This window comes from Desulfothermus okinawensis JCM 13304, assembly GCF_054654515.1.
In genome coordinates this window covers 37,237-47,994 of the sequence record NZ_BAAIEW010000017.1, presented here as the reverse complement: position 1 = coordinate 47,994, position 10,758 = coordinate 37,237, and the positions used below count along the sequence as shown (strand labels likewise).

Below are 10,758 nucleotides of genomic sequence, written 5' to 3'. Positions count from 1 at the left end.
TATTTTTAAGTCCCTTGCCCCGAAGGACCTTAAAAATATCCTTGCTCAGGCAGGTCTTCTGACTCAAAGGATCATCCTACTCGCTGCGCCTTCCCTCCCCCGCCACCTTTTTTAGCAAGGACATAGGCGAAGCCCAAAATTCTTGACCTTCACACACTGCTACTAGCAAATAGCAAGTCCTTCACTTGAAAAGGTGGCAGGAGAAGTGGCCTTATGCAGCTTTCGTCCCCTTATCACAGCCGCGGGCCGGTTCCGGAGTTTCACCGGATTCCCTTTTAAGCCTGACGGCACCTGAACAATTTTTTGTTTCTGCTTGGTTGAATCAATGCTTACAAAGATTAATTTTTGTTGTCAAGTTAGTTTGACAAAAGGATTTAATTAAATAACAGCCTCAATTCTTGTTACATTTTTATTGAACTAATTCAATTTCTTAAATTTATCCTATCCTTTTTATTTTGATTTTTGACTGGCTGTTAATCATACCATATTTTTTTGAATTCCATTTTTTCTTAATTATTTTGTCCCATAAATTAGATAAAAGATCTTTTCTAACACTCATCTGTTATCCCCCTTTTTTGTTTAATCATTAATAGACATGGGACATATGGAACTATTGCTACAACCATCACATCCTATATGTACTTGTTTTTTCAATGTCTCCACCTCTAAAATCTCAGCGCCTTTTGTTTTGAGAAAATAAAACAAAGCCATAAAAAATATGCATATTCCAATAATCCATGCAATTGATAAAATAGGGTGTTTATTAAATGTGGCAAGCTGATAAAATAGGGTAGATACTGACCAGGCAATGATTATTGTATATATTACAATAAAGGTTGTCCACCTTGGTCCTGCTTCCCTGTAGATTGTGGCAACTGCAACTAAACATGGGGGAATACCTATATTTTTATTTGCAATGTATCTTACCTTTATGTTTACTATTAATGTTGGAGGATGTTTTATTGATTTTTTTGATATTTTCTGTGGAACAGTATTCGTAGATGGTCTATCCCACTTACTAAGTAATTTCCATTTTCCAGCATGGATTATCACAATACTCGCCAATGGAGTAGGAGCGGGCATCCAGACTGTTGCAACCTTTATCCCCCCAATAGGATTTATGTTCCTGTGCCTTTCTATCTTAGAGGATTCAGGATATATGGCCAGGGCTGCTTTTGTTATGGACAGGCTCATGAGGGCAATTGGTCTACCTGGAAAGGCATTTATTCCAATGTTAGTTGGTTTTGGGTGTAATGTCCCTGCCATTATGGCAACCAGGACCCTGGAAAACGAAAGAGACAGGCTCATGACCATAGCCATGAACCCATTTATGTCTTGCGGCGCCAGACTCCCGGTGTACGCCCTATTTGCAGCTGCATTTTTCCCAACAGGGGGAACCAATTTAATATTTTCCCTGTATTTAATTGGCATCCTAATAGCCGTGATTACAGGTATCTTATTAAAAAATACTGTTTTATAGGGAGAGATTTCTTCATTTGTAATGGAACTTCCCCCCTATCACATGCCTACTCTTAAGGGCACTTTAATACACACTTATGACAGATTAAAGGTGTTTTTATTAAAGGCAGGTAAGGTAATTATTGTTATAGTAATGGTTTTGAGTTTCTTAAATTCCATTGGCACTGATGGAACATTTGGACATAAGGATACAGGTTCTTCTGTATTATCTCAGATCGGCAAGACCATAACCCCCATATTCCATCCCATTGGAATAGAAAAGGATAACTGGCCTGCTACTGTTGGGCTGTTTTCTGGTATATTTGCAAAGGAAGCAGTGGTAGGGACACTTAATTCCCTCTATGGAGCTGAGGCCAAATCAAAAACTAATGAGGAGACTGAAACATTTAGTTTGATTCAAGGGATAAAAGATGCATTTAACTCAATTCCTGAAAACCTATCAGGACTTATGGCTTCAATTACTGATCCCCTTGGAATTAGTTCTGCAACAAATGAAGGGCCTGAGGATGTGGAAAAGGCTACTTTTCAAATTATGCAGACCCATTTTCATGGAAAAGTAGGGGCATATGCCTATCTTCTCTTTGTACTCTTATACATCCCATTGTTTGGAAGTTAAAATAATTTTGTGTAAAGAGGGAATAGATGATAATATGGAGAACATAAAAGGGTATGGAAAAAAAAGATAGAGGTTCCCTATAGGGAACCTCTGCGAAAAACTCACTCCAAAACAAAATAAGTAAAATAATGAATAAAGACACGTTAAACAATCTCTTAGATGAATTAATACAAAACCTGATATCTGGCAAGTTATCTTCCCAAGATTTCTATGAAAAAATTAAACTCTCTGTAGTTCCTTTGATCCTTAATACCATTATGAAGGAAGAGAGGAATATTTACTTAAAAGAAAACACAGAAGAATATGCTAATGGTTTTTATCCAAGAACCCTGTATCTAAATAACACTCCTTTAAAAGTTAATATCCCTCGCACAAGAACTTCCAGCTTCTTTCCATCCTCTATTCCAAAATATAGTAGGTATCTTCCACAGGAATACTCCCATATCGTAGAAAGCCTATTTTTATCTACCAGTTCTATAGAAGCTTTAAAAGCTTCTCTTAAGAAACTAAATCTCCCTTTTTCTTCAGAAGAAATAAATAACATTACAAACAGGCTTTCAACAGAATTTCAGGACGTTATCACAAGGGAACTTTCTTCTCATTGGTTTGCTGTTTTTATAGATGCAAAAACTTTAGATGTAAAAGAAGATAATAAAGTAAAAAAAATGGTGTTATTAACTGCCGTAGGTGTTAATATGGAAGGCAAAAAAGAGGTTATAGGATCAAAACTCTTTGAAGGAAATGAAAATATTACTGTCTGGAGAGAATTTCTTTTAGACCTTAAAGATAGAGGTCTATTAAGGGTACTTCTATTTGTAACAGATAACTTTCCTGGCTTAACTAAACTCATAAAAGGACTTTTTCCCCTATCAATGCATCAATTATGCATTGTTCATCTAATAAGAAATGCAAAACTCCACCTCTCCAAGGATGAATACAGATATTTTAAAGAGGTGATAAGAGATATAGAAAATGCAAAAACTTTTGATAATGTCTATACATTATTTATGGAAATGATAGAGAAAATTAAATCCAAACATCCTCATTTCTCTAAAGAACTTAAATCAAAAGCCGAACACTTTCTAACCTTTACACGTTTTCCTGAACAGTTGAGATCCAGACTAAAATCAACCAATGCATCAGAAAATCTCCATAAAGAACTTGAAAAAATAATATTAAATACTGGAGGATATTTCCAAAGTAAAACAATATTCCATGCTAAATGGCACGTCTTTCTTAAAAAATTACATGCTAATAAATGGCAAAAACCAGAGCCAAAATTTAAAAGCGCACTCCCAAAATTACACTCTATGTTCCATAAAACTTTTGAAACCGATAATTCCTCCTTGGAGAATTTATATGCCTTTACACAAAATTCTTGACAAGTGCCCAAATAACGATTTAAAACAATTGAATCAATTCTATCAGTAATAGATTTTTTTAATGTCTCTTTTTTCTTTATTGCATTCTGGCATAAACTTTCTATGGCCATATATCTTGATGACGCTACAAAGGCATCCATATCCATGTCTGTTTTTTCTTTAATACTATTATTTGTTTCATCTAGATAAGAGCTTAAATCATCCTGTATGTATGAATTAATAGTATCATCTCCCTCTAATAATTTTATTGAAATCCAATCTTTATTTGGTACATTTATATCATCGGATATATAAGACTTTACTTTTTCTATTGCCCATTTTAATGGAGGGTTATAATTTATCTCAAAATGGCTTTTTTCTTTATTAGATACCACAGTTACAATTGTCTCTTTTAATTTATCAATACCTTCACCTTTTTTGGCAACAATTGGAACAACAGGACATTTTAAGGTTTTAGCCATTGCCTGTATATCAATTGTAGTCCTCTGTTTTTCTACTATATCCATCATATTTAATGCAATAATAACATGAACTCCCATTTCCAGTAACTGAAATGTAAGATATAAATTTCTCTCCAGGTTAGATGCATCTACTATATTTATTATTACATCTGCCTCGCCAGATAATATGTAGTCCCTTGCAATGGTCTCATCCAGGGAAGTTGCTGATAGGGAATATATCCCTGGAAGGTCCACCACGTTTACCTTTGTGTTCTTAAAGTTAAATTGACCTGTCTTTTTTTCTACTGTAACCCCAGGCCAGTTTCCCACTTTAAGATTTGCACCTGTAAGCTGATTAAAAAGAGTGGTCTTTCCACAATTGGGATTTCCAACAAGGCCAATTGTAATACTCTTCATCTCTCCCTCCTTTTTACCAGTAATATATTTGCTTCTTGTTTTCTTAGGGATAGATTAAATCCCCTTACACTAATCTCCACAGGATCTCCCAATGGAGCAATTCTCATTACTTGAAATTCAGACCCTATAGTGAGCCCCATTGCAAAAATCCTGTCTAAATACCCTTTGGCGCCTTTGCCATAACCTATAATCTTTCCCTTTTCTCCAACCTTCATCTCACTTAATTTCAGTTCCATAGTCTTCCTCCTTTTTAAGTTAGATAGGCTTATCTAAGTTAGATATATCTAACTTAGATGTTAAAAAAAATTATTTTACCATAATCTTTTCAGCCATGCCCCTGCCAAGTACAAGTTTAGAATTCCTGGCTACTAACACAATAGGACCTGAAGAGTTATTGTTAATTGTTTTTATCTTAATTCCAGGGGTAAGGCCCATGTTAAATAGTTTAGATCTAATACTCCTGCCTCCAATTATGTCCATAAGGATTACCTCATCTCCTTCAGTAACCTGGGAAAGTCTTTTCATATAGCCCTCCAACTTGTTATTATATTTCTTAATATTTTTATGTTATTATCGAATTTTTAGAAAATATTCGAAAGAATAAATTAATCCAGTTATATCTATCTTTTTCTTGATAAAAAAGTACAGATAAAATTAGTAAGATCAAACTTTTTAGCCATATAGCTCACTACCAACTCATTTTTTGCGTTCTCGTAGGACCGTAGGGTTAATAACTAAGTCTATATATTTTTATTAGATGCTACTAAAAAAGTTAGATAAGTCTAACTAATTTAATATTAACCAGCTGTCAAGTTTTTTTCTTAAAAAGTTAGAAGTTATTAAACTAACTCATAAAATTCATTATCAGTGGTTTTTGGTAATATTTATTTAGAATAAAATATTACTAAATAACAAAAAAATAAAATATTGACATAAAAAATTTTATTAAGTATACAGCTTTTCACTTAATTTGATAGTTAATTCTTATCGTTAAGTTTATAATCTTTTTTCAATATTAATCCTTATTCTTAGATAAGTATTTAAATATCTAAGAATGTTATCTTAACAATCTATGTTATTTTTTGTTTTTTTAGTTGTATTTTTTATATAAGGAGGTGGTATACGTGTTATAATTAATGCTGAGAACCTACAGCAAAGTTTTATATCAAAAGGACGGGGAAAATTTGTGAGGAACCCTATGAAAAAGGAGGAATGGATGAAATGGTTTTATGTAGGTTTTTAAAAAAATCTTTCTGGCTAGAAGACCCCCTGGTTTTATTTTTTTTCCTAATAGTTATGTTATGCTGGTCAAATTTTTCTTTAGCAGCAGATAAACAGCTGTCAACGAACACATTAAATACTGTGGTAGTAACAGCAACCAAGACACCTCATACCCAAAAGGATGTCCCCATTCCAACAAACGTTATCACTAAGGAAGATATAGAAAAAATGAATGCGCAGAACTTAATGGAAGTACTTAGGCATATTCCTGGTATAGATGTGTCAGTACATGACGATATCTTTGGGACTTATACCTGGAGAGCAAAATTACAGGGCCTTAGCATTAATGATGGATACGCCCTGGTTTTGGTTGATGGCCAAAGGGTCATGGGATGTGGCCAAAGTGGAGGCATGGGAGAGTATGGAATAGGTTTAAATCAAATTCCTGTAAGTATGATTGAGAAAATAGAAGTAGTACAGGGACCAGCATCAGTGTTATATGGTAGTGATGCAGTAACAGGTGTAATAAATATTATTACAAAAAAAGTTCCTAAAAAAGCTGAAGGTGGTGCTGGCGGATGGTATGGTTGGTATAAGATAAAGAAGAGAAAAAAATCTGACGGTACTATTCAAAGGCCCTCTGATTATGGTTCATATAGAAGTATGTCTCAAGGTTATGTATTTTATGGAGACAAATTATCTGAGAAATATGGATATTTATTACATTATTCCTATGAAGATGCAGAGGATGTTAGCGAAGATCCAATAAGGTCATATCGCCATTCTTTTATGTCAAAGTTTCATGGTGATATAAATGATAATCTTAATTTTGGTTTAAAATGGGAGTTAAGTGATTATTCCAAAACAAATAACAGAGATGAGAATACATATAGATTATCAGGAAACATAAATTTTAGACCCTTTGAAAATCATTTGCTTACTATAAAAGGTTACACATATTTATGGGATTTTGAACATGGTTATCCTGGATATGCATATGGATATAAAAATGGTGATATTGGATATAATCAAGGGGAGTTACAATATAGCTGGACTATTCCAGATGCAAACATCCTCACCCTGGGAGGAGAACTTCAAACTCAAAAAATAGATTATTCAATTGAAAATCCCGATGGAAGCCATATAAAGGTGAATGAAGATATAAGGACATCAAGTTGCTATATCCAGGATGAGCTTACCCTTTTTAAGAAATTAACCTTTCTTGGAGGTGTACGACTTGACCACCACTCTATATTTGGCAGTGAAGTAAATCCCAAGGTTGGAATAATGTATAAACTCACTCCTACTACTACCATAAGGGGTTCTGTTGGTAGGGCATTTAAATCTCCTACTATTCGACAATTATATTACGATGCACCATACAGACATGGGAGTTATTATATACAGTCCAATCGCAATTTAGACCCTGAAAAATCCATTGGATATACCATTGGATTGGAGCAGTACCTATTTAATGGAGATACTGTTTTGAATATAAATGGATTTAGAAATAATGTTGATAATATGGTTATTCGAGAAGATACAGGAGGGACATATAATGGTTTACCATTAAAGATATATAAAAACGTAGAGGAGGCATGGACTCAAGGACTGGAACTTAGCTTGAAGAGTTATATAACAGATCAACTCTCACTCTCCATGTCCTATACATATACTGATTCGAAAAACAAAGATACAGACAAAGAGCTAACTTATGTACCACATCATCAGATTAATATTTCACCTTATTATGAATTAAAGAAATTTGGTATAGGAGCTGGGATAGATTATTCATATGTAAGTAAACAATATACCAATACTGACAATACCAAACAAATTGATCCATATAGCTTAGTTAATCTAAATATATCTAAAAAGCTGTCTGATAAGGCAAAATTGACATTTGAGGCAGATAATATATTTGATTCTGATAAAGGAGATGAAACCCATTATAGAGTTGGGACATCATTTATAGTAAAATTAGACGTAAAATTTTAAGGAGGAAAAATAACATGAAAAATAAAATAATAAATAATATAAGATTTACTTTTATATCTATTTTAAGTGTTATGTTTATTTTTATCTCAACCTGTTATGCACATTATCCATGGATAATTGCTTCAAACTATAACCCAGATTTAGGAGAACCAATAAGGATATTAATTGGATGGGGGCATCGATTTCCAATAGATGGTTTTTTAGAGCCTTCTTCATTAAAAGAATTAAAGGTGTTAAACACAAAAAACAATAAATTAACCTCCATTTTAACTTCAGATACTATAATCAAAACAGACTTCACATCAACACCTGGGACATATATAATTTATGGGTCCAGAAAACCTGGCTTTTACACCAAGACTTATGAAGGGGGTAAAAGACAGTCAAAAAAAGGCCTTAGTAATGTAATTAAGTGCTATTATTCCACAATGTATTTTAAGTCCATAGTAAATGTTGGAGAATCCAAGGGAATAGTCAATAAGAAAATAGGACAATCACTTGAGATTATACCACTTAAAAATCCTATTACCTTAAAATCAGGGGACTATCTCCCAATAAAGGTCATTTTCAAAAATAAACCATTTAAAGGTGTTGTGTATTCTACTTACATGGGCTTTTCCACAGATAAAAATGTATTTGCATACACTACCAGTACTGACTGGTCAGGAAAGGCTTATATTAAGATAATTCATCCTGGTGTCTGGATGATCAAGGTAGCAAATGAAGAGCCGTACAAAGATAAAGATGTATGTGATGTTGAGTCTTATGTAGCTACCCTTACCTTTGAAGTTAAGTAAAAAAAAGTAAAGGGGGTTGCTTTATTGTTAAAGTAACCCCTGCTTTAAATTGCAGGAGTATGGTCAATGAAGATTATACCTATATTGTTTTTTTTACTATTTGTTTGTAATATGGCCTTTGCTCATGGAGTTAAAGGGGAATATTTCTTTACAAAAAAAGCCTTAGTAATAGTTGCCATGTATGATGATGGGGAGCCTATGGCCTATTCTAAAGTGCAAATAAAGAAGATAGATGATGATCATCCATATCAAATTGGTTTTACAGATTACAAAGGAAGATTTTCTTTTTTACCTAACAGTGGAGGAGAGTGGATAGCCACAGTAAAAGATGGAATGGGGCATATGTTGCGTCTAAAAATCAATTTACATGAAAATTTAAATCCTAAAGATATAAACAATAAACAAGCGGTAAAATCAGGACCTAGATTCACAAAGCTACAGGGAATTAGTCTTGGACTTTTATCTATATTTCTTGTATTTGGATTGCTTTTTTGGATTTTATCTTTTAAGAATCGAATAAGCTAAATTTAGCACTTATAACATTCCCATTACTTCACAATAATTTTAAACTGTTCTATCAACTATTGAGATTACTTTTTATACGTAATATATGTGGTGAGGTCTTTTTAATGTATCTCCTTATTAAATGGAAATTATTCAAAAAATAAGTGCATATGGTGCCATGAGATAACAATATGGTGGTAATGTGGATATAGGTAATATTTGGTTCAGGAGTTGTAGAGTTATGTGTTGCTTGTATGAATATTATAACTATTACTTATGCCAAATTGCCAAATTAATGGAATAAGCAGGTTATATTAAATTGACTTTAATCTTTTGCCCTGGAGACACAACTAATTGAAATTAAAAAACAAAGAATACCTATTATTGCAAGCATTATATAGGAAGAAATCTTGGGGACAAGATCAAAACATGCTGCTCTAATAGCTTTAGTTGCATGGGTGATAGGTAAAAGATAAATTAAGTTTTGTGCCCAGTGGGGCAATTTATCAATTGGGAAAAAAGTTCCACCTAAAAATGCCATGGGAGTTATAACAAAACTGGAAAACATAGCCTGGTCTGCATGGGATTTAACTACCATTGCAAGCGCAACTGCTAGGGAAGAAAATACAAAACTGTTTAAAAAAACAGCAAGCCATAATTCTATATTCACATAACTAAGAGACACATGGAATAAATATCCAATAAGCAATATAATTATTACAGATAGAAATGCTCTTGATATGCCTGCAAGTACTTCCCCTGCAACATATATAAAATTATTTATAGGTGCTGCCTGAAATTCTTCAAATATATGCCAGTAAAAGCGTGCTACGTTTATCTCTACAGATATTGAAAATGCCTGGGTCATGCTACTCATTGCTATAAGTCCAGGGATGAGAAACTCTCTATAGGTATGACCATTAAATTTTATTGAATTTCCTATAGCATATCCAAAGGCTATCATGTATAAAATGGGGGATACTGACATACTTAATATGTGTCTTGTAAGCCTGCGTCTCAAGATAAAGACTTCACGTAAATATACCGCCAAAAATTGATTGAACATAAGATTAGACCCTTTCCCCTGTCAATGATAAGAATGCATCCTCTAAATTTACCCTTCGCAAAGTAAAGGTTTCATATCTCTCAACAGCATATTTTTGTGCTTGTTCTCTTGTTTTAAAGTAAATGCTAGTCATTTTACCATTATCTATTATATCTATTGCCCAACCACCTACCTTGGAGATTAGATTTTGAGGAGTATCAACAGTTACTATTTTGCCCTGATTTAAAAAGGCTACTCTGTTCGCCAAAAATTCAGCTTCCTCAATATAATGGGTGGTCAAAAAAATTGTTGTTCCTTCCTTTTGACGTTTTTTAATAAGCTCCCAAATACCTCTTCTTATAGATGGATCTAAACCAACAGTTGGCTCATCTAAAAAAAGTATCTTTGGCCTATGTAACATTGCCCTTGCGATAGTTACCCTTCTTCTCAATCCCCCGGATAAGTTTTTTATTAAACTATCTTTTCTATCTACCATCTCTACATACGAGAGCACCTCGCCTATCCTTAACTTTCTTTCTTTATAGGACAAATTAAAAAGTCTTCCGTGAATATCCAGATTTTCATAAACACTTAACTCTAAGTCTAAATTAATAGATTGCATTACCAATCCAAATTTCCTTTTCGCTTTAATTGGATCTTTGAAAATGTTAATACCATCCAAAAGCACAAAACCAGAACTAGGTTTTGTAATTCCTGTGAGTATCCTTATTGTAGTTGTCTTTCCTGCACCGTTAGGTCCTAAATATGCAAATAACTCTCCTTTAGAAATATCTAGGTCAATACCTTTTAATGTTTCTACATGCCCAAACTTTTTTGTAAGATTTTTAATTAAAATCAT

General features: G+C 33.4%; 12 protein-coding genes, 1 pseudogene and 1 riboswitch. Of the genes and pseudogenes, 6 read left to right on the top strand and 7 right to left on the bottom strand.

Annotated elements, in window-relative coordinates:
• Positions 1–31: 31 nt before the first annotated feature.
• Positions 32–310, bottom strand: a riboswitch (cobalamin riboswitch).
• 126 nt (positions 311–436) lie between these two features.
• The gene (locus ACYQ0O_RS07955) at positions 437–559 is read right to left on the bottom strand and encodes a hypothetical protein (RefSeq protein ID WP_459891897.1); all 123 of its coding nucleotides are present in this window, start codon (positions 557–559) and stop codon (positions 437–439) included.
• A gap of 20 nt (positions 560–579) precedes the next feature.
• A complete protein-coding gene (locus ACYQ0O_RS07950) occupies positions 580–1,194 on the bottom strand; it encodes a hypothetical protein (RefSeq protein ID WP_459891927.1) in 615 nt (204 codons plus the stop codon).
• On the opposite strand from ACYQ0O_RS07950, the gene ACYQ0O_RS07945 reads away from it, so the two are divergent.
• The 3 genes and pseudogenes from ACYQ0O_RS07945 to ACYQ0O_RS07935 all read left to right on the top strand — a co-directional run.
• Positions 1,121–1,480: a nucleoside recognition domain-containing protein gene (locus ACYQ0O_RS07945; protein WP_075070220.1), complete on the top strand. Its 360-nt coding sequence runs from the start codon at positions 1,121–1,123 to the stop codon at positions 1,478–1,480. The genes ACYQ0O_RS07950 and ACYQ0O_RS07945 overlap by 74 nt on opposite strands.
• Before the next feature lie 6 nt (positions 1,481–1,486).
• Positions 1,487–2,095, top strand: coding sequence for a nucleoside recognition domain-containing protein (locus tag ACYQ0O_RS07940; RefSeq protein ID WP_459891925.1), 609 nt, complete (start codon positions 1,487–1,489; stop codon positions 2,093–2,095).
• A 128-nt stretch (positions 2,096–2,223) separates the two neighbouring features.
• Positions 2,224–3,240 (top strand): annotated as a pseudogene (locus tag ACYQ0O_RS07935) (IS256 family transposase); the annotation flags it as partial.
• On the opposite strand, the gene ACYQ0O_RS07930 reads toward ACYQ0O_RS07935, so the two are convergent.
• The 3 genes from ACYQ0O_RS07930 to ACYQ0O_RS07920 all read right to left on the bottom strand — a co-directional run bounded on the left by ACYQ0O_RS07930 (position 3,138) and on the right by ACYQ0O_RS07920 (position 4,859).
• Positions 3,138–4,334, bottom strand: coding sequence for a FeoB small GTPase domain-containing protein (locus ACYQ0O_RS07930; protein ID WP_459891896.1), 1,197 nt, complete (start codon positions 4,332–4,334; stop codon positions 3,138–3,140). The pseudogene ACYQ0O_RS07935 and the gene ACYQ0O_RS07930 sit on opposite strands and share 103 nt — an antisense overlap.
• Positions 4,331–4,570 (bottom strand): FeoA family protein, encoded by a 240-nt coding sequence (locus ACYQ0O_RS07925; RefSeq protein ID WP_459891895.1) that lies wholly within the window; start codon positions 4,568–4,570, stop codon positions 4,331–4,333. Before ACYQ0O_RS07925 ends, ACYQ0O_RS07930 begins: the two co-directional genes overlap by 4 nt.
• A gap of 70 nt (positions 4,571–4,640) precedes the next feature.
• The gene (locus ACYQ0O_RS07920; protein ID WP_075069606.1) at positions 4,641–4,859 is read right to left on the bottom strand and encodes a FeoA family protein; all 219 of its coding nucleotides are present in this window, start codon (positions 4,857–4,859) and stop codon (positions 4,641–4,643) included.
• 696 nt (positions 4,860–5,555) lie between these two features.
• Here ACYQ0O_RS07920 and ACYQ0O_RS07915 point away from each other — a divergent pair.
• From ACYQ0O_RS07915 to ACYQ0O_RS07905, 3 genes are all read left to right on the top strand, one after another.
• A complete protein-coding gene (locus ACYQ0O_RS07915; protein WP_459891894.1) occupies positions 5,556–7,553 on the top strand; it encodes a TonB-dependent receptor plug domain-containing protein in 1,998 nt (665 codons plus the stop codon).
• A 14-nt stretch (positions 7,554–7,567) separates the two neighbouring features.
• Positions 7,568–8,350, top strand: a complete 783-nt coding sequence (locus ACYQ0O_RS07910) for a DUF4198 domain-containing protein (protein ID WP_459891893.1) — start codon at positions 7,568–7,570, stop codon at positions 8,348–8,350.
• A 66-nt stretch (positions 8,351–8,416) separates the two neighbouring features.
• The gene (locus ACYQ0O_RS07905) at positions 8,417–8,875 is read left to right on the top strand and encodes a hypothetical protein (RefSeq protein ID WP_459891892.1); all 459 of its coding nucleotides are present in this window, start codon (positions 8,417–8,419) and stop codon (positions 8,873–8,875) included.
• 304 nt (positions 8,876–9,179) lie between these two features.
• Here ACYQ0O_RS07905 and ACYQ0O_RS07900 read toward each other — a convergent pair whose 3' ends face one another.
• The gene (locus ACYQ0O_RS07900; RefSeq protein ID WP_459891891.1) at positions 9,180–9,920 is read right to left on the bottom strand and encodes an ABC transporter permease; all 741 of its coding nucleotides are present in this window, start codon (positions 9,918–9,920) and stop codon (positions 9,180–9,182) included.
• 4 nt (positions 9,921–9,924) lie between these two features.
• Positions 9,925–10,758, bottom strand: a complete 834-nt coding sequence (locus ACYQ0O_RS07895) for an ABC transporter ATP-binding protein (protein ID WP_459891890.1) — start codon at positions 10,756–10,758, stop codon at positions 9,925–9,927.

Bases quoted from the DNA above. Each gene is read 5' to 3' on its own strand.
- ACYQ0O_RS07955 (WP_459891897.1), bottom strand. From the start codon at position 559: ATGAGTGTTAGAAAAGATCTTTTATCTAATTTATGGGACAAAATAATT.
- ACYQ0O_RS07945 (WP_075070220.1), top strand. From the start codon at position 1,121: ATGTTCCTGTGCCTTTCTATCTTAGAGGATTCAGGATATATGGCCAGG.
- ACYQ0O_RS07950 (WP_459891927.1), bottom strand. From the start codon at position 1,194: ATGAGCCTGTCCATAACAAAAGCAGCCCTGGCCATATATCCTGAATCC.
- ACYQ0O_RS07930 (WP_459891896.1), bottom strand. From the start codon at position 4,334: ATGAAGAGTATTACAATTGGCCTTGTTGGAAATCCCAATTGTGGAAAG.
- ACYQ0O_RS07925 (WP_459891895.1), bottom strand. From the start codon at position 4,570: ATGGAACTGAAATTAAGTGAGATGAAGGTTGGAGAAAAGGGAAAGATT.
- ACYQ0O_RS07920 (WP_075069606.1), bottom strand. From the start codon at position 4,859: ATGAAAAGACTTTCCCAGGTTACTGAAGGAGATGAGGTAATCCTTATG.
- ACYQ0O_RS07915 (WP_459891894.1), top strand. From the start codon at position 5,556: ATGGTTTTATGTAGGTTTTTAAAAAAATCTTTCTGGCTAGAAGACCCC.
- ACYQ0O_RS07910 (WP_459891893.1), top strand. From the start codon at position 7,568: ATGAAAAATAAAATAATAAATAATATAAGATTTACTTTTATATCTATT.
- ACYQ0O_RS07905 (WP_459891892.1), top strand. From the start codon at position 8,417: ATGAAGATTATACCTATATTGTTTTTTTTACTATTTGTTTGTAATATG.
- ACYQ0O_RS07900 (WP_459891891.1), bottom strand. From the start codon at position 9,920: ATGTTCAATCAATTTTTGGCGGTATATTTACGTGAAGTCTTTATCTTG.
- ACYQ0O_RS07895 (WP_459891890.1), bottom strand. From the start codon at position 10,758: ATGATTTTAATTAAAAATCTTACAAAAAAGTTTGGGCATGTAGAAACA.